This window comes from Aggregatibacter valvarum, from assembly GCF_980468985.1.
On the sequence record NZ_OZ413141.1, the window covers coordinates 482,427 to 499,615 of the forward strand.

The 17,189-nt window shown below is 44.2% G+C and carries 20 protein-coding genes; 5 read left to right on the top strand and 15 right to left on the bottom strand.

All coding sequences use genetic code 11. From position 1 onward, the window contains the following. Positions 1-90: 90 nt before the first annotated feature. Positions 91-687, bottom strand: coding sequence for a 16S rRNA (guanine(966)-N(2))-methyltransferase RsmD (rsmD, locus tag AC30SF_RS02250; RefSeq protein ID WP_489608301.1), 597 nt, complete (start codon positions 685-687; stop codon positions 91-93). Between the two features lie 79 nt (positions 688-766). On the opposite strand from rsmD, the gene ftsY reads away from it, so the two are divergent. From ftsY to ftsX, 3 genes are read left to right on the top strand one after another with little or no spacing between them, the layout of a single operon-like run. Beyond that, entirely contained in the window at positions 767-2,290 is a 1,524-nt protein-coding gene (gene ftsY / locus AC30SF_RS02255) for a signal recognition particle-docking protein FtsY (protein ID WP_489607428.1), read from the top strand. A 41-nt stretch (positions 2,291-2,331) separates the two neighbouring features. Then, the gene (gene ftsE, locus AC30SF_RS02260) at positions 2,332-2,982 is read left to right on the top strand and encodes a cell division ATP-binding protein FtsE (protein WP_021615710.1); all 651 of its coding nucleotides are present in this window, start codon (positions 2,332-2,334) and stop codon (positions 2,980-2,982) included. 8 nt (positions 2,983-2,990) lie between these two features. Beyond that, entirely contained in the window at positions 2,991-3,926 is a 936-nt protein-coding gene (gene ftsX, locus AC30SF_RS02265; RefSeq protein ID WP_311461068.1) for a permease-like cell division protein FtsX, read from the top strand. A gap of 106 nt (positions 3,927-4,032) precedes the next feature. On the opposite strand, the gene AC30SF_RS02270 is transcribed toward ftsX, so the two are convergent. Further along, on the bottom strand, positions 4,033-4,788 hold the full coding sequence (locus AC30SF_RS02270; RefSeq protein WP_209363155.1) for a DeoR/GlpR family transcriptional regulator: 756 nt from the start codon (positions 4,786-4,788) through the stop codon (positions 4,033-4,035). A 61-nt stretch (positions 4,789-4,849) separates the two neighbouring features. Further along, positions 4,850-5,719: a rhomboid family intramembrane serine protease gene (locus AC30SF_RS02275; RefSeq protein WP_489607429.1), complete on the bottom strand. Its 870-nt coding sequence runs from the start codon at positions 5,717-5,719 to the stop codon at positions 4,850-4,852. Positions 5,720-5,760: 41 nt separating this feature from the next. Here AC30SF_RS02275 and AC30SF_RS02280 point away from each other — a divergent pair, with 41 nt between their 5' ends. Beyond that, positions 5,761-6,078, top strand: a complete 318-nt coding sequence (locus AC30SF_RS02280) for a DUF5389 domain-containing protein (RefSeq protein WP_489607430.1) — start codon at positions 5,761-5,763, stop codon at positions 6,076-6,078. Here the strand turns inward: AC30SF_RS02280 and glpE are convergent. The 3 genes from glpE to tpiA form a co-directional block, all read right to left on the bottom strand. After that, positions 6,048-6,398 (bottom strand): thiosulfate sulfurtransferase GlpE, encoded by a 351-nt coding sequence (gene glpE, locus AC30SF_RS02285; protein ID WP_489607431.1) that lies wholly within the window; start codon positions 6,396-6,398, stop codon positions 6,048-6,050. The two genes, AC30SF_RS02280 and glpE, sit on opposite strands and share 31 nt — an antisense overlap. A 27-nt stretch (positions 6,399-6,425) precedes the next feature. Beyond that, positions 6,426-6,986, bottom strand: coding sequence for a TIGR00645 family protein (locus tag AC30SF_RS02290; protein ID WP_489607432.1), 561 nt, complete (start codon positions 6,984-6,986; stop codon positions 6,426-6,428). Positions 6,987-7,145: 159 nt separating this feature from the next. Continuing rightward, on the bottom strand, positions 7,146-7,937 hold the full coding sequence (gene tpiA / locus AC30SF_RS02295; protein WP_489607433.1) for a triose-phosphate isomerase: 792 nt from the start codon (positions 7,935-7,937) through the stop codon (positions 7,146-7,148). A gap of 175 nt (positions 7,938-8,112) precedes the next feature. On the opposite strand from tpiA, the gene AC30SF_RS02300 reads away from it, so the two are divergent. Next, positions 8,113-8,559: a GNAT family N-acetyltransferase gene (locus AC30SF_RS02300; protein WP_033002467.1), complete on the top strand. Its 447-nt coding sequence runs from the start codon at positions 8,113-8,115 to the stop codon at positions 8,557-8,559. Between the two features lie 115 nt (positions 8,560-8,674). Here AC30SF_RS02300 and rfaD read toward each other — a convergent pair whose 3' ends face one another. From rfaD to fabZ, 9 genes are all read right to left on the bottom strand, one after another. After that, complete coding sequence (gene rfaD, locus AC30SF_RS02305) at positions 8,675-9,601, bottom strand: ADP-glyceromanno-heptose 6-epimerase (protein WP_296026979.1); 927 nt, start codon at positions 9,599-9,601, stop codon at positions 8,675-8,677. 321 nt (positions 9,602-9,922) lie between these two features. Next, on the bottom strand, positions 9,923-10,852 hold the full coding sequence (locus AC30SF_RS02310) for a phosphatidate cytidylyltransferase (RefSeq protein WP_489607434.1): 930 nt from the start codon (positions 10,850-10,852) through the stop codon (positions 9,923-9,925). After that, the gene (locus AC30SF_RS02315) at positions 10,852-11,484 is read right to left on the bottom strand and encodes a lysophospholipid acyltransferase family protein (protein WP_489607435.1); all 633 of its coding nucleotides are present in this window, start codon (positions 11,482-11,484) and stop codon (positions 10,852-10,854) included. The genes AC30SF_RS02310 and AC30SF_RS02315 overlap by 1 nt, the downstream gene beginning before the upstream one ends. 10 nt (positions 11,485-11,494) lie before the next feature. Beyond that, positions 11,495-12,103 (bottom strand): CDP-alcohol phosphatidyltransferase family protein, encoded by a 609-nt coding sequence (locus AC30SF_RS02320; RefSeq protein ID WP_489607436.1) that lies wholly within the window; start codon positions 12,101-12,103, stop codon positions 11,495-11,497. Between the two features lie 17 nt (positions 12,104-12,120). Beyond that, entirely contained in the window at positions 12,121-13,983 is a 1,863-nt protein-coding gene (locus AC30SF_RS02325; RefSeq protein ID WP_489607437.1) for an SLC13 family permease, read from the bottom strand. A gap of 39 nt (positions 13,984-14,022) precedes the next feature. Further along, on the bottom strand, positions 14,023-14,622 hold the full coding sequence (gene rnhB, locus AC30SF_RS02330) for a ribonuclease HII (RefSeq protein WP_489607438.1): 600 nt from the start codon (positions 14,620-14,622) through the stop codon (positions 14,023-14,025). Further along, the gene (lpxB, locus tag AC30SF_RS02335; RefSeq protein WP_489607439.1) at positions 14,615-15,799 is read right to left on the bottom strand and encodes a lipid-A-disaccharide synthase; all 1,185 of its coding nucleotides are present in this window, start codon (positions 15,797-15,799) and stop codon (positions 14,615-14,617) included. The genes rnhB and lpxB overlap by 8 nt, the downstream gene beginning before the upstream one ends. Positions 15,800-15,877: 78 nt before the next feature. After that, on the bottom strand, positions 15,878-16,666 hold the full coding sequence (gene lpxA / locus AC30SF_RS02340) for an acyl-ACP--UDP-N-acetylglucosamine O-acyltransferase (RefSeq protein ID WP_006716881.1): 789 nt from the start codon (positions 16,664-16,666) through the stop codon (positions 15,878-15,880). 19 nt (positions 16,667-16,685) lie between these two features. Continuing rightward, complete coding sequence (gene fabZ / locus AC30SF_RS02345; protein ID WP_021615694.1) at positions 16,686-17,096, bottom strand: 3-hydroxyacyl-ACP dehydratase FabZ; 411 nt, start codon at positions 17,094-17,096, stop codon at positions 16,686-16,688. Between the last annotated feature and the right edge of the window lie 93 nt (positions 17,097-17,189).

Consider the following 17,189-nt stretch of genomic DNA (forward strand, 5'->3'; position numbering starts at 1 on the left):
TTTCTTAACTAAACGGATGCCGCCCTCACATGGTAAACCAGATTGAGTGCGGCGTTTTTGTTTAGGCACGTTCTGAATAACGGCGTTTAGTCAGACTACCCTATTTTCAACTTGATAGAGTCGATAACTCACTTGCCCGCTGTCTTTTTGTTTTAATACATGCCAGTTTTCCGGTACGTTCGGATTTTTGCCTTTTTCCGTTTCCACATAAACCAAGGCTTGCGGACGCAGCCAGTTGTTTTGCGCTAATAAAGCTATGGCTTGCTCGGCTAAATTAAAATGAAAGGGCGGATCGAGAAAGACCAGATCAAAGTGCGGTTGATTTTGTGGCTGATTTAAAAAGTGCAGGCTATTTTGATTTACCACTTGCGCGCGATCGGCACATTTCAAGGTTTGAATATTCTTGCTTAACTGCTGCGCCACGGCTTTTTCCAATTCTAGAAACATCACCTTTGCCGCTTGGCGCGAAAGCGCTTCAAAGCCAAGAGAGCCGCTACCGGCAAAACAGTCTAAGCATTCACTGTCAACAATGTAGGGCATTAGCCAGTTAAATAGCGTTTCTTTTACACGATCTCCGGTAGGGCGCAAGCCTTGGGAGGGTAGCACAGGCAATTTTCGCCCGCGCCATAAACCGGCGATAATGCGCACTTCGCCTTTTGTGCTTTGTTGTGTTGTTGCTTTTTTCATATAAATCGGCAGGAAAATGATGTGTTTTTTTGCTAGAATGAGCGGCATTTTATCAAGTTTAAACAAGAGTGGGCAATTTATGTCAGATGAAAAGAAAAAAGGCGGATTTTGGTCTTGGTTCGGATTAGGCAAAAATAAACAGGAAGCATCAACGGAATCGAAAGAACCGGAATCAAAAGAACAGTTCCCTAATGAATCTGAAGTGCAAGAAACGGTGGAAAAAACAACCGCACTTTCTGCGAGCGAAGCAGAAGTACAAGTCGAAAGTGCGGTGGATATTGAAGATGAATCTGTCGTTGAAACGGAAGAACACGAAGAAGAAAACACATTGATGGCGCAAGCGTCCACGCTTGTGCCTGAACTTCATGAATCGCAATCTGAAAGTACTCAATCGGAAAATGATGGGGCACACGCTGTGAAGCGTGCGCCATCAGTTGAGGGAGAGACCGCTCAAGAGGAAAACTTAACGGCACAAGCGTGGACGCTTGCGCCATCAGATAAGTCAACTCAATCTATTGAAGAAACGCTGGAAAATTCAAGCGCACTTTCTGAGAACGAAGCAGAAGTACAAGTCGAAAGTGCGGTGGATATTGAAGATGAATCTGTCGTGGAAACGGAAGAACACGAAGAAGAAAGCGCGGTTGCCGACATGGTAGAAACACAGGAAAAACCAAGCGAAGGGGGCTTTTTTAGTCGATTACTCAAAGGTTTGGTGAAAACCAAACAAAATATTGGGGCAGGCTTCCGCAGTTTCTTTCTTGGTAAAAAAATCGATGATGAATTGTTTGAAGAATTGGAAGAACAACTGCTTATTGCCGACATCGGTGTGCCGACAACCACAAAAATTATCAACAACTTAACGCAACATGCGACCCGTCAGCAGTTACAAAACGCGGATACCTTATACCAACAACTTAAACTGGAAATGGGCGAGATCTTAAAACCGGTAGCGCAACCATTACGTATTGATAGCAGCAAAAAGCCTTATGTGATTTTAATGGTGGGCGTGAATGGTGTGGGGAAAACCACTACCATCGGCAAACTGGCGCGTAAATTCCAAATGGAAGGCAAATCTGTCATGTTGGCAGCGGGCGATACTTTCCGTGCGGCAGCCGTAGAGCAGTTGCAAGCGTGGGGCGAACGTAATCACATTCCGGTGGTGGCGCAAAGTACCGGTTCCGATTCGGCATCGGTAATTTTTGATGCGATGCAATCAGCGGCGGCGCGCAATATTGATGTGCTTATTGCCGATACCGCCGGTCGTTTACAAAATAAAAATAACTTGATGGACGAGCTGAAGAAAATCGTGCGCGTGATGAAAAAATACGATGAAAGTGCACCGCATGAAATTATGCTCACCCTGGATGCGGGCACCGGTCAAAATGCCATTAGCCAAGCCAAGTTATTTAACGAAGCCGTTGGGCTTACCGGCATCAGCTTAACTAAATTGGATGGCACAGCCAAAGGCGGCGTGATTTTTGCCATTGCCGACCAGTTTAATTTGCCGATCCGCTATATCGGCGTAGGTGAAAAAATTGAAGATTTACGCGAATTTAACGCAGAAGAATTTATTGACGCTTTATTTGCTCATGAAGAGGAATAAAGTGCGGTTCAAAAATGACGTGTTTTTTTTAGAGAAGAAAAATGATTCGATTTGCAAATGTGAGTAAAGCGTATTTGGGCGGGAAACCGGCGCTGCAAGGGTTAAGCTTTCATTTACCGGTTGGGAGTATGACCTACTTGGTGGGGCATTCCGGTGCGGGGAAAAGTACGCTGCTGAAATTAATTATGGGCATGGAGCGTGCCAATGGCGGGCAAATTTGGTTTAACGGGCACGACATTACCCGTTTATCTCGCCATGAAGTGCCGTTTTTACGCCGTCAAATCGGCATGGTGCATCAAGATTATCGCTTATTGTCGGATCGTTCCGTCTTGGATAACGTGGCACTGCCGTTAATTATTGCCGGACAACATCCGAAAGATGCCAATAGCCGTGCGTTGGCGGCATTGGATCGTGTGGGATTGCGTGATCGCGCGCATCATTCCACGGCGCATTTGTCGGGCGGTGAGCAACAACGGGTGGATATTGCCCGCGCTATCGTGCATAAACCGCAATTATTGTTAGCCGATGAACCGACCGGCAATTTAGACAGCGCACTGTCTTTTGAGATTTTCAATTTATTTGAAGAGTTTAATCGTCTTGGCATGACCGTCTTAATTGCCACGCACGACATTAGCATTGTTCAACAAAAACCGAAGCCTTGCCTTGTGCTTGAGCAAGGTTATTTGCGTTAGGAGGTAACATGAATTCTCGTCGTTTTAGTTTGCCTTTTGGCGCCCAAGCCCTGTATTCCCTGCGTGCCGTGTTTGCCGATTTATATCAACGTAAATTTGCCACGCTCATCACCGTGTTAGTGATCGCTGTATCATTAACGATTCCAACTGTAAGCTACCTGCTTTGGAAAAATATTCATGACGCCACCACGCAGTTTTATCCAGAAAGCGAACTGACCGTGTATTTACATAAAAACTTGTCGGAAGAGGATGCCAATTTGGTGGTGGAAAAAATCCGTCAGCAAGAGGGCGTAGAATCGCTCAATTACATTTCCCGCAAGGAAAGCTTAAGCGAATTTCGTCAATGGTCGGGTTTTAACGAAGAACTGGACGTGTTAGATGACAATCCATTGCCGGCGGTGGTGATGATTAAACCAACCAAAGCCTTTAACGAGTCGCAAAAGCGCAATGAATTACGGGAAAACTTGGATAAAATCAAAGGTGTTCAAGAGGTCCGTTTGGACAATGATTGGCTGGAAAAACTGACCGCACTAACGTGGTTAGTGGCGCATGTGGCGATTTTCTGTACCCTGTTAATGGCGGTTGCGGTTTTCTTGGTGATTGGCAACAGCATTCGTGCTGACGTTTACAGCAATCAAGCGAACATTGAAGTGATGAAATTGCTCGGTGCGACCGATCAATTTATCCTTCGTCCATTTCTTTATACCGGCATGATTTATGCGGTGTTAGGTGGCATTTTGGCGGCGATTTTTAGTAGCTTGGTGATTGGCTATTTCACCGGTGCGGTGAAATATGTGACGGACATTTTCGCCGTGAGTTTTCATTTAAACGGCCTCAGTTTTGCCGAATTTCTTTTCTTGCTGATTGTTTGCATGATGATGGGCTATATCGGCGCATGGTTATCGGCAACACGTTATATTCGTTTGTTAGATAAGAAAGGTTAGACGATAAAAGCACCAAAGAAAAAGACCTCACTTGATAAAAAGTGCGGTCTTTTTTATGGCTATTTTCTCTGCGTGTCTCGCCGAATTTCTAGGGGAGGATGTCGCATTAACAAATCACAAGATTGACGTTTTTATTTTTTAATAATTCATCGATGCCTGACGGCACATCTGCGTCGGTGAAAACGTATTCGACATCCGTAATTGAACCCAGTTTCACCATCGCGCGGCGACTAAATTTAGAATGATCGGTGACTAATAAGGTGTTGCGGGAATTATCAATAATGGCACGTTTCACTTGCACTTCGTGATAATCATAGTCCAATAAGGTGCCGTCTAAATCAATGGCGCTAATGCCTAACACGCCAAAATCTAAGCGAAATTGCGATAAAAATTCCACAGTGGATTCGCCGATAATGCCTCCATCTTGGCGTAGGGAGCCACTGGCGATGGTAATATCAAAGGAATCATTTTGCATCAGAATGTGTGCGGCATTAAGATTGTTGGTCACAATGCGTAATCGTTGATGCCCTAATAATGCAAAGGAAACGGCTTCGGAGGTGGTGCCGATGTCAATGAATAACGATGCACCGTTTGGGATGAGCTGTACAACCTGTCTTGCGATACGGTTTTTTTCTTGAGAAAAAAAGTGTTTGCGATCGTGATAATCGCTATTTTCCGCTGTAGAAGGCGAGGCTGCACCACCGTGGTGACGGCGGATAAAGTTGGTTTCCGCCAGTTCATTTAAATCTCGCCGAATGGTTTGCGGACTCACACCAAATAAAGCCACCAATTCCTCTGTGCTCAAATAGCCTTTTTGTTTGACCAGCTCAACAATTTTCTGATGACGAAGAGATTGTTTCATAATCACTTTTCCTTCTTTCGCAAGATTTTGCGTGCCAATGTAGCGTATTTAATGGGGGAAATCACGACTTAATGCGAATTTTTCGATCCATCCAAGCGAGTCCCATGCCCACCAACAATCCTGAAATATGTGCCGTATTGCCGATTTGAATGTCGATTAACGGGCCGGCAAAGCCGATTAAAATCCCGACGAGCAACATATTGAAAAAACCGTCCGGCAATGCAAAAGCAGTTTGTTTATGGATTTTATCCAACACAAACACATAGCCTAACACCGCATAGACAACACCCGATAAGCCGAAAAATGCCGGGCCGCTGACAAGATTTTGCGCTATGCCGCTTATCACGCCGGCAAAGAAGTAAATTTGCAGCAGTTTTAAAGAACCTAATTGACGCTCAATGGCACCACCAAAAATCCACCACCAAGTAAGATTAAACAAAATGTGCATATTGGATAAATGCACTAAGGTGTGCGTGAAATAACGCCAAATTTCACTTTCTTGCGTCGTCTCTTCGGGGAAATGCGTTGCCAACAAAATGGGTTCGGCAAAACCGAAAAGCATAAAAAGATAAATGACGACACAAAGTGCGGTGATGATCACGGTGATTTTTTGTTGTTGAAGATAAGAAAAAACGGAAGCCTTATTTAAGTGAGAGGAGGGGTGTGATGCCGCATGAACGTGAGTGTTGTCGCTGCTTTGTTGCCATGCACGGGCGTTTTGTTGCGCCAACCATGCCTGTAAGAAGTTTTCGCTTTCCGCAATGATGGCGTCAAAGTGCGGTGAATTTTGTGGGAGAAATATATCATAAACCACATTGCCTTGTGCATCTTGCGTTTCTTGAATGACGAGTTCAACGTGATATTTTTTTGCAATTTCATCACGGAAATGCTGTGCTAACGATGGGATTTCACTACCAAACAAATGTTGCATTTGCTATATTCCTGTTCCAAAATTTTACGTATGGAGAAAAAATGAGAAATCAAAATTTGCCATCAGGGTTCAGCCCCTTTACATGGGCAATTGCGGCCTTTTGTTTCCCGATATTCTTGTGGCCGTTAGCGATGCTAATTTCACCGCACTTATTGAATAATAAGCATCTCAGCGACAACCAAATCACCGCCATGTCCGTTTTTCTTTGGGTCTATCCTTTTCTCCTTGGCATCGTGGCGCGTGTTTTCTATAAACTCCATCAACGCCACCCGGCTTTTGCCCGCAGAGGTTTGGCGTTAAGTGCGGTCATTTTTTACGGCGTTTTCTATTACATCGCCTCTGTTGGGTTTAACGCATAACCAGCCTCTAACGGTAGGTTCGCCTTTTCCCACGCGGCGAAACCGCCCTGCAGACTATACACCTTTTCATAGCCGTTACGCAGCAAAAAGGCTGCCACGTTACGGCTACTAATACCATGATAGCAACTGAGAATGATCGGCTGATCGTAATCATACAACGCCTCAAAGTGTGGCCAAGTGGCTTCCGTTAAATTAAACGCGCCTTTGGGATGGGCATAACTAAAGGTTTGCGGATCACGCACATCGGCTAATACAGCCGCATCGTCATGTTGAAGCATTTCCCAAGCTTGTTGTGGCGTAATTTCAATACATTCAGTCATTCGTTTTACCGTTTTTTTTTTGATTTATTAATGTGATTTGTGGCTTGTACTATAAAGAATTTTATCCGTATATGCCATGGCAATCGCTGACGCCAAGAAACCTAAATGCAACAATAACTGCCACATCATCGTTTTTTCCGGCATATTCGTTGCGTTAACGAAGGTTTGTAACATATGAATAGATGAAATACTGATGATCGACATGGCTAATTTAACTTTCAACACGGAGGCATTGACATGGCTCAACCATTCCGGCTGATCCGGGTGCCCGCGTGTGCGGAGTTTGGAAACAAAGATTTCATAACCGCCGATAATCACCATGACTAATAAATTCGCAATCATCACCACATCAATCAGGTTTAACACCGCCAGCATGATGGTATTGGAATCCATTTCGTTCAGGTTGACAATTAACTCCCATAACGATTTCATGAATTTATACGCATAAATCCCCTGCACGATAATTAAGCCGAGGTAAATTGGCAGTTGTAACCAACGGCTGGCAAAAATACTTTTGCTGATTGCGGTTGGCTCATAATGCGATTTGGTTTGTTGTGTATCTGTTTGTTTTATCGTGGTTTGTTGCATGATTTTTCCCCTAAAATAGAAATAAATTCAAAAGGGCGCAAAATTAACCGTTTTTTGCTAAGTTTTCAATATTTTTTGCGTTTTAAAATAAAAAAAGAACCGCACTTTAAATTCAATTAACGTGCGGTTCTTTCGCGATTTTCTTTTAGCGAGAATAAATTAATTCTTCGCGTTTGCTGCGGCTTTTACGATTGCGGCAAAGGCAGGGGCTTTTAAGGACGCGCCACCCACTAATGCGCCGTCAATATCCGGTTGGGTAAACAATTCTGCCGCATTCGCATCGTTTACAGAACCGCCGTATTGAATGATCACTTGATCAGCAACCGCTTGGGATTTTTTCGCAATATGACCACGAATGAAGGCATGCACGGCTTGTGCTTGTGCCGGAGTCGCAGATTTTCCGGTACCGATTGCCCAAATTGGCTCATAGGCAATCACCGCACCATTGAAGGCTTCTACTCCCAAGAGATTGATGACGGCATCAATTTGACGCGCGCAGACTTCTTCGGTTTTACCCGCTTCGTTTTCCGCTTCGGATTCCCCGATACATAACACCGGCACTAAGCCTGCTTCTTTTAACGCACCGAATTTTTTCGCCACAAATTCATCACCTTCTTTGTGATAAGTACGGCGCTCGGAGTGACCGATAATGATGTATTTTGCACCGAAATCTTTTAACATTTCAGTGGAAATATCACCGGTGAAAGCGCCTTTTACATTCACATCCACGTTTTGTGCGCCTAATTGGATGATATTTTGACCACCGCAACTGCAGCCACAGTTAGATAATAATTTTTCTGCTTCCGCTAAATACATGACCGGTGGGGCAATTGCCACATCACAGCCGGTCACACCGTGTAATGCTTCTTTTAAGCCGGTGATCAATTCACGAGTGAAGGCTTTGCTACCGTTTAATTTCCAGTTACCCATAACGAGAGGACGACGAGCCATTTTGTTTCTCCTTAATCTGATTGAATAAAAACTGTGGCTACTATAGCAAAAAAATCCCTCTTTTTCGGTAAAAAAGAGCGTCGTTCTAAAAAATTTTCTTGGTAACAGATGATTCTTTTGCACTAAAAAGATACAATCTACTGTATAAATTTAACAAAAAATGACCGATTTTCTCATGATTAAAATTTTTAAAGCTGAACAATGGAACCTAGAAATTCTGCTGCCGTTATTTGAAGAATATCGTCTGGCTCATGGCATGGCAGAAAACCCTGAGCGCACATTGGCTTTCTTAACCAATCGCATTCGTTTTAGTGAAAGCATCTTTTTCTTGGCTTTAGATCAAAATGAGCATGCGGTCGGTTTTATCCAGTTATATCCCCGCCTATCTTCTTTGCAATTACAACGTTATTGGCAATTAACGGATATTTTTGTTCGTCAGAGTGAGAAAACGAATGAAATTTATACCGCACTTATCGCCAAAGCCAAAGAATTCGTCAGTTATACACAGTCCACAAGGCTTACCGTAGAACAGGATATTCAACAACATCATTTGCTGGAAGATGAAGGGTTTAGGGCGATTCCACACAAAATGGTGTTTGAGTTAGAGGTTGCGTTAGCATAAAGCATTTATTGATATTCAATGCCGTCACGCCATATTGAGATGATGCACGTTGTGCAATTTTAAGAAAATAATTCTCGTGCTACGTTTTGCAGACGTAGCACGATTTTTTTATCCATTATCGACGATTTAGCCACGCCATATATTCTGCCACACCTTCAGCCACGGTTTTAAACGGTTTGTCGTAGCCGGTAGCGCGGAGTTTGGTTAAATCCGCTTGGGTGTATTCTTGATAGCGAGATTTTAAATGTTCCGGGAATGGAATGGTTTCCACTTCGCCTTTGCCGTGGAATTTAATCACCGCTTTCGCTACTTCAGCAAAAGATTCTGCGTTGCCGGAGCCACAGTTGAAAATACCGGAAATGCCGTTTTGCCAGCACCAAATGTTCACTGCAGCAACATCGCCTACATACACGAAATCACGGCGGAAGTGTTCGCTACCGGCGAAGAGTTTCGGGTTTTCACCTTTGAGAATTTGATTATTTAAGTGGAACGCGACACTTGCCATGGAACCTTTGTGGCCTTCACGTGGGCCGTACACGTTGAAATAACGGAAGCCGCACACCGGTGATTGCGCTTCAGGTAAAATGGCGCGCACATATTGGTCGAATAAGAATTTGGAATAGCCGTACACGTTCAATGGGCCCTCAAATTCGCGTTCTTCGCGGAATTCGGTTTTGTCGCCGTAAGTGGCGGCACTGGAGGCATAGAAGAATGGAATTTGGCGATCTAAGCAATAATGCAACAACTCTTTGGAGTATTCGTAGTTGTTGTGCATGATGTATTTGCCGTCCCATTCGGTAGTGGCAGAACAGGCGCCTTCATGGAAAACGGCATCGATATCGCCTAAATCATCGCCGGCGATAATGGAGGCGATGAAGTCTTCTTTGTCGCAATAATCAGCGATGTCTAAATCCACCAAATTAATAAATTTTGTGCCGTCTTTTAAGTTATCTACCACTAAAATGTCTTTACGACCCATGTCATTTAATGCTTTGACGATATTGCTGCCGATAAAGCCTGCGCCGCCGGTTACGATAATCATAGTTGTATCCTTTTATGAAATAAAAATGGAACGAAACGCAAAGGAATCATTCCTCTCACTGAAATGAAAGTGCGGTAAAAATTTACCGTATTTTTTAACCGCACTTTTAAATTAAATATAGAAGCAATTTAGCCGATTTGCGATATCAATGGCAATACGCTGCTCACCATATCTTCGCGTGTTCATGCCTCATACGCTGATGTACATAAAACGGTAACCTATTGTAACGAAAAAGGGAAAGGCGCTCAATGTGCTGACAAAAGCCGCCGATAGCCTCCCCTCAGCATACGCAACAAAGTCTAAAACATGAGGTTTAACGTGCTAAGCCCAATAATATCTCACCACATGGAAGAAAATCGGCGCAGCAAAGCAAAGGGAATCCATACGATCTAGCATACCGCCGTGACCACTAATCATATTCCCCCAGTCTTTTACGCCCATACTGCGTTTCATGGCAGACATCACCAACCCACCTAAAAAGCCCATCAGGCAGATTAATAAGCTCATTAACACCGCTTGTACCGGGTTAAACGGGGTAAGCCAATAGAGCAATCCGCCCAGCACACTGGCGCTGATGACACCGCCCACAAAACCTTCTACGGTTTTGGAGGGTGAAAGTTTAGGCGCAATTTTGTGTTTGCCGAACAACTTGCCCCATACATATTGTAATACATCACTGGATTGCACCACTAAAATCAAGAAAATCATCAATAGCAGTTTTTTACCTTCAAAACCTTCAATGTCTAATGTCAGGATTGCCGGGATATGGGAAATGCAGAAGACGCTGATCATCAATGCCCATTGCACTTTGGTGGAACGATCTAAGAAATGCGCCGTGTCGCCCAACAAGGCGGAGAGGATTGGCAAAAACAGGAAGCCATACACCGGAATGAAGATGGTGAACATACTGAACCAGTCGATTGCCACTAAAAAATATTGAAGAGGCAGTATGACGTAGAAACAAGCGGCAAGTGCGAGATGATCGCCACGACGAATATAAAGCAACGATAAAAATTCACGCAATGCCATGAAAGAAATGACAAAAAATAACCCGATCACGCCATAAAAACCCAATGCCGCGGCGGCAAAGATGATCAGAATCATGACCCACCAGGCATTAATGCGTGCGTTAAGATTATCAATTACCGCATGAGGGGTGGAAAAGCCGACTTTGAATTTCAATCCATAACCGATTGATGACGCAATAATTAAGGTGATGATTAACCCACCAAACAGTTGCCATATTTCCATTATGCTTTCCCTTTTTCGGTTAAATTTAGGCTTAATAACGCCTGTTCGGCACGGTTCAAGAAATCGGTTTTGTCTTCCGCCTCACTGTAGAAGAGCGGCTCTCCCATGTATAAATCACACAACAGTGGAATTGGCACCACAAACCCCTTCGGCAAAACATTATGCATATTACTAATCCATACCGGCACAAGTTCTAATTGCGGGTTTTGCTTTGCGATGTAATACAAACCACTTTTGAAAGGTTGTAGCGCCACATCATCGTCCATTTTACGGGTGCCTTCAGGGAAAATAATCAGAGAATGATGTTGCAGGGCATCGCTAATTTGTTGGGTAATGGCTTGTGGATTGTCGCCTCCCCGCTCAATCAGCAACATATTGAACACGTTGTACGCCAAGAAACGACGAATCGGCCCTTTTGTCCAATAATCCGCGCCGGCAACCGGGCAGGTGTTTTTGCGCACTTGATAAGGCAAAGAGACCCACAACAAAATAAAATCACCGTGGCTGTTATGGTTGGCAAAATACAAACGATGTTTATCCGCCGATTGCTGTTCCACATTTTTTTGCGGGCGGACACCAGTGATGAAGGAGGTAAAACGGCACAAAAGAAAATCAATCAATTTGGCTAACATAATCACGCTCCTATTCGTTACCCACTTCGGCTAAACCGGACTTCACGCGTTTGACACAAGTGACAATTAACAGAATGATGTCAACCCAAAGCACCCAATAGAGAAAATCAAGTAACGTTGGGGCAAAAACATAAACTAAGCCCAACACGCCGAACAAAAACGCCCGATCGCTTTTGCCCAATGGACCGTCATAACGGCGGGTTTTGCCTTTAACTTGCCCGAGCACACCACAAAATTCCGTTAACGCCGATAACCAAATGATCAAGCCGATTTGCAAACCATCAAAAGGATAGACAAAAGCAAAAGGTAGGTATAACGCGGCATCGGATACTACATCGGTAATTTCATTTAGGTATCCGCCCAAACGAGATTTTTGGTTAAATTCACGCGCTAACATACCATCAATGGCATTAAGTGCCATACGCACGAACAACCAAATAGGAATCAAAATAAAAAGCCAGTTGTAGTCAGAAAGTGCGGTCAAAATTAGCCCTAAAACGATAGAAATGGCACACGCAGTTAAAGTCACCTGATTGGCGGTCACACCACGTTGTTCCAGCTTTATCACGAGTGGACGTAACAAATTTTGGAACTTAGGTTTCAGATCATAAATACTCATCACATTCTCCTTAAACCTTAAAAAGGAAAGAGTAAAGGAATAAGAAACACGCTCACTAACATTACTAAAAGAGTGAACGGCACGCCAATTTTGACAAAATCAGCAAATTTATAACCGCCGGGGCCAAAAACCATGGTATTCACCGGCGATGACACCGGCGTCATAAACGCGGCAGAAGCAGCGATAGCCACCACCATCGCAAATGGCATCGGGGATAAATTGAGTTGATGTGCCATGGTAATGGCGATTGGCGCAATCAAAATGGCAGTCGCTGTGTTAGAAATGAATAAACCGACAATGGCAGTGAGAATAAACAGGCTAATTAAAATCCAATGTTTGCCCATGCCACCTACGAAATTCAGCATTAACTCGACAATCACCGACACCCCGCCGGTTTTCTGTAAAGCCAACGAAAATGGCATCATGCCTACAATCAATACAAGACTTGACCAGTGAATCGAATCATAGGCACTTTTGCTATCCACACAACGGAAGTAACCTAGCATTAAACAGGCAATTAAAGCAGCAACAACGTTTGGCACAACGCGGGTCACCATTAACAGCACCATCACTAAAATACTCAACAAAGCATAAGGGGCTTGGCTTTGCGCCGGCACGGCACGGGTAATTTCACTTGGGTAATTCAACACAAAGAAATCTTTACTGTGACTACGCATTTGCTGGATGAGTTTCCAATCGCCAATCACCAGCAATAAATCCCCGGCTTTATATGGCGTTTCGACAAAATGTCCGCCAAGCACTTCTCCGTCACGCTTAATGCCCACCACGTTCAAACCGTATTTGGAACGGAAAGCAAGTTCTTCAGTCGATTTCCCGATACAGTCAGAATCCGGCACTAAAATCAATTCCGCCATACCAATCGAACTGGCTTGTTCCGAAAAAAACTGCGCACGAATTTCCGCCCGCTCTAAATGATATTCCTGACAAAAGGCTTTTAAATTAAATTCAGGATCACTGCTATCCATCAATAAAATGTCTTTCTCACGGACGTCTGAGGAACCAAGCGCCGCAATAAATATCGGGCGAAAACGCTTCCAACGCTCAATTGCTAACACATTCAAACCAAATTTAGAACGTAAATGTAATTCATCCAGATTTTTACCAATAAGCGGAGAGCCTTTTTTCACCACAAAACGCTGCGTGCGTTGTTGCAAACCATACTCATGAATCAAATCACTCATGGAACGTTTATCCATGCTATTAGTTTCATTTTCTTTATCGGACTTTAACCAACGACGGGCAACCAGCATATAGCCGATCCCCATAAACAAAATCACCAAGCCAATAGGCGTAAAATCGAAGAATTTCAAGCGCATATCGGTTTCGCGTACCAATTCGGCATTCACCACCAGGTTGGGCGCTGTCGCAATCAACGTCAACATGCCACTGATAAGCCCAGCAACGCTTAGTGGCATCATCAAACGTTTCGGCGAGATATTCATTTGGCGACAAATCATCAACACCACAGGAATGAAAATGGCCACGACACCGGTAGAACTCATAAAGGCCCCCAGCCCTGCCACGGCTAACATCATGAAAACTAAGACTCGGGCTTCACTGTTATGAGAAGCTTTTAACAGCCATTCACTCACTTGATATGCCACGCCGGTGCGTACCAAGCCTTCCCCAACAATGAACAATAAGGCAATCAGAATAATATTGGGGTCACTAAAACCGGCAAACACTTCTTGTACGGTTAAAATGCCACTGAGGCTGAACGCCAGCATCACCAAAATAGCGACGACGTCCATGCGAATGCGGTTACGAATGAAGAGAATCACGGAAGCAATGAGCAACAACAGCACCCACACCCAAGGTTCTGGACGGAAAGAATCAAATAAGCTGGTGAATTGGTTCATGGCGCCCTCCGTGCTAAAAATGTTCAAATGCAGGTTAAATTATAGCGATTCTAATAATTTTTTAACAGGCGCAAAACTACGGCGATACTGTGGTAAAAGGCCAAATTCGGAGATTTTTTCCAAATGCAATTTCGTTGGGTAGCCTTTGTGTTGCGCAAAGGCATATTGTGGATATTGTTGATCCAATTCCAACATTTCTTGGTCTCGTGCGACTTTTGCCAAAATAGACGCCGCGCTAATTTCCGCGACTAAAGCATCCCCTTTAACAACCGCTTGGGCCGGTATCGACAAATTCGGTGGAATCCGATTGCCATCCACCAACACAAAGTGCGGTTGAATTTTCAAATGTTTTATCGCCCGTTCCATAGCAAGCATGGAGGCATGCAAAATATTTAACTCGTCAATCTCATGTGGTTCCGCTCGCCCAAGCGCCCACGCCAAGGCTTTTTGCTTAATTTCTTCCGCTAACAATAAACGTTTTTTTTCCGACAGTTTTTTAGAATCGGCAAGCCCCTCAATAGGATTGTTCGGGTCCAAAATCACCGCTGCCGTCACCACCGCACCGACTAAAGGCCCGCGTCCCACTTCATCCACGCCGGCAATCAGTGCATAGCCCTGTGGGTACACAAACTTATCCATGGGATGGCTCCAATAAATCAATCACTGCTTGGGCGGCTTGTTGATCGGCATTGCATTGGATCATTTGGTGCAATTCGGCAAAACGTTGTAATAAAACATGGCGATTTTGCACCGCACTTTTGTCCTCACTTAAATAGTGGGACAATTTTTCTGCCAAATTCGCCGGATTACAGTCTTCTTGAATTAATTCCGGCACTAACATTTCATCTGCCAGCAAATTAGGTAAAGAAATATATTGGGTTTTCACCAACCGTTTTGCTAAGAAATAGGTGAAAGGCTTCATGCGATACCCGACTACCATCGGGGATTTACATAACATGGCTTCTAATGCGGCTGTGCCGGAAGCGAGCAAGGTTGCCTCGGCGGCGATCATGGCGGCACGCGCATTGCCATCCAATAAAATCATGTCCAATTCCGGCGCGACGCGTTGTTTGATTTGTTCAAATTGCTGACGACGTTTTTGATTAATTAACGGCACAAGAAATTTAACATCCGGATAGCGTTGATGTAGCAGTTGCGCAGTTTGTAAGAAAGGTTCACTCAGAAACTCCACCTCTGAACCACGACTGCCCACCAGCATCGCCACATAACGCTGCGCAGGATCTAAATTCAATAATTGGCAGGCGTCATCACGATTCGGTTTCAACGGAATGGCATCCGCCATAGTGTGACCAATAAAACGACAAGGCACATTGAAACGATCATAAAAGGCTTTTTCAAAAGGCAAAAAGGCAAGGACTAAATTGGTGGCCGCTGCGATTTTATACACGCGTTTTTGACGCCACGCCCACACGGACGGACTCACATAATGAATGGTCTTAATGCCCCGCTGTTTGAGTTTCAGTTCTACGTCCAAATTGAAATCTGGTGCATCAATGCCAATGAAAATATCCGGTTTTAAGGCCGATAATTGCTCAATGATACTGCGGCGAATTTTGAGTAAGCGTGGTAGATGTTTCAGCACTTCCACCAATCCCATCACGGATAGCTCTTCCATATCAAACAGCGTTTCAAATCCTTCGGCAATCATGCGTTCACCGCCAATACCGATAAATTTGGCGTTCGGGTAACGCGCTTTCAGGGCGTGAATTAAACCCGCACCGAGAATGTCACCGGAGACTTCGCCTGCGATGATTGCAATGGTTGGGGAATGATTGAGGAATATTGAATTTGGCATAGTCAAAACTCTGAAAAAAACGACCGCTCTTTTAGTCATAGAAAAGAGCGGTCGGCAATAGATGAATGATTTAAAGGATTAACGGATAATGCCGCGAGTGGAACGTTTAAAGAAATCCAAGAAGAAACTGATCGCCGATTCCGTTGCGGCAATTTGTTCAATTTCCGGCATCACTTCATCTAATGTTTTACCGCTGCGATAAATCATTTTGTAAACGTTACGAATCGCATGCATTGTCGGTTTATCAAAACCGCGACGTTTTAATCCTTCGATGTTGACACCAAACGGTTGAGCATGGTTGCCTTGCGCCATGACATAGGGCGGCACATCTTGGCTGACCATGGAACCGCCGCCCAACATCACATGAGCACCTACGACAACGAATTGGTGAATTGCAGACATTCCGCCGACAATCACAAAATCGTCCAATTCCACGTGTCCGGCAAGGGTGGCGTTATTGGCTAAAATACAACGGTTTTTAATCACGCAGTCATGAGCGATATGGACGTTAATCATGAATAAGTTGTCATCACCGATTTTCGTCACACCGCCACCTTGTACAGTACCACGGTGAATAGTCACACTTTCACGAATACGGTTACGATTACCGATCACAACACGTGTTGGCTCGCCTTGATATTTAAGATCTTGGTTCACCTCACCGATACTGGCAAATTGATAAATTTCATTATCTTCACCGATTCGTGTATGCCCATTAATCACAACATGGGAGTGGACGACAGTGCCTTTGCCGATTTCAACGTCTTTACCGATGATGGTAAACGGGCCGATAACCACGTTTTCACCAATTTTTGCACCTTCTTCAACAATGGCCTGCGGATGAACTTTGGCGGTTGGGTGAATCATATTTATCCCCTTGTCTGAATTATGCTACGCGACGAGCACACATTAGTTTCGCTTCACAGGCCACTTCGCCGTCAACGGTTGCTGTAGCGGTAAAGGCAGTAATACCACGGCGTTCTTTAATCACTTCAACATGTAATACCATTTGATCGCCCGGAACAATCGGACGCTTAAAGCGGGCTTCATCAACACCGGCGAAATAGAAGATTTCACCACCGGCCAACTCATGGGTTTTAAACGCTAAGATGCCCATAGCCTGCGCCATGGCTTCAAGAATTAACACGCCCGGTAAAATAGGATTTCCCGGGAAATGACCGGTAAAACAAGGCTCATTCACACTGATATTTTTAATCGCAGTCAACCATTTGCCTTCTTCAAAATTAAGCACTCGATCCACTAACAAAAAAGGATAGCGGTGTGGCAATAATTGCATGATTTCATGAGATTCGATAATTCTTGAAGTTTGTTCAGTCACGGGATTACCTTTTAATATTAAATAAGAGACAAAAAATACGCGTTAAATTAT

Bases quoted from the DNA above. Each gene is read 5' to 3' on its own strand.
- rsmD (WP_489608301.1), bottom strand. From the start codon at position 687: ATGAAAAAAGCAACAACACAACAAAGCACAAAAGGCGAAGTGCGCATT.
- ftsY (WP_489607428.1), top strand. From the start codon at position 767: ATGTCAGATGAAAAGAAAAAAGGCGGATTTTGGTCTTGGTTCGGATTA.
- ftsE (WP_021615710.1), top strand. From the start codon at position 2,332: ATGATTCGATTTGCAAATGTGAGTAAAGCGTATTTGGGCGGGAAACCG.
- ftsX (WP_311461068.1), top strand. From the start codon at position 2,991: ATGAATTCTCGTCGTTTTAGTTTGCCTTTTGGCGCCCAAGCCCTGTAT.
- AC30SF_RS02270 (WP_209363155.1), bottom strand. From the start codon at position 4,788: ATGAAACAATCTCTTCGTCATCAGAAAATTGTTGAGCTGGTCAAACAA.
- AC30SF_RS02275 (WP_489607429.1), bottom strand. From the start codon at position 5,719: ATGCAACATTTGTTTGGTAGTGAAATCCCATCGTTAGCACAGCATTTC.
- AC30SF_RS02280 (WP_489607430.1), top strand. From the start codon at position 5,761: ATGAGAAATCAAAATTTGCCATCAGGGTTCAGCCCCTTTACATGGGCA.
- glpE (WP_489607431.1), bottom strand. From the start codon at position 6,398: ATGACTGAATGTATTGAAATTACGCCACAACAAGCTTGGGAAATGCTT.
- AC30SF_RS02290 (WP_489607432.1), bottom strand. From the start codon at position 6,986: ATGCAACAAACCACGATAAAACAAACAGATACACAACAAACCAAATCG.
- tpiA (WP_489607433.1), bottom strand. From the start codon at position 7,937: ATGGCTCGTCGTCCTCTCGTTATGGGTAACTGGAAATTAAACGGTAGC.
- AC30SF_RS02300 (WP_033002467.1), top strand. From the start codon at position 8,113: ATGATTAAAATTTTTAAAGCTGAACAATGGAACCTAGAAATTCTGCTG.
- rfaD (WP_296026979.1), bottom strand. From the start codon at position 9,601: ATGATTATCGTAACCGGCGGCGCAGGCTTTATCGGCAGCAATATCGTC.
- AC30SF_RS02310 (WP_489607434.1), bottom strand. From the start codon at position 10,852: ATGGAAATATGGCAACTGTTTGGTGGGTTAATCATCACCTTAATTATT.
- AC30SF_RS02315 (WP_489607435.1), bottom strand. From the start codon at position 11,484: ATGTTAGCCAAATTGATTGATTTTCTTTTGTGCCGTTTTACCTCCTTC.
- AC30SF_RS02320 (WP_489607436.1), bottom strand. From the start codon at position 12,103: ATGAGTATTTATGATCTGAAACCTAAGTTCCAAAATTTGTTACGTCCA.
- AC30SF_RS02325 (WP_489607437.1), bottom strand. From the start codon at position 13,983: ATGAACCAATTCACCAGCTTATTTGATTCTTTCCGTCCAGAACCTTGG.
- rnhB (WP_489607438.1), bottom strand. From the start codon at position 14,622: ATGGATAAGTTTGTGTACCCACAGGGCTATGCACTGATTGCCGGCGTG.
- lpxB (WP_489607439.1), bottom strand. From the start codon at position 15,799: ATGCCAAATTCAATATTCCTCAATCATTCCCCAACCATTGCAATCATC.
- lpxA (WP_006716881.1), bottom strand. From the start codon at position 16,666: ATGATTCACCCAACCGCCAAAGTTCATCCGCAGGCCATTGTTGAAGAA.
- fabZ (WP_021615694.1), bottom strand. From the start codon at position 17,096: ATGCAATTATTGCCACACCGCTATCCTTTTTTGTTAGTGGATCGAGTG.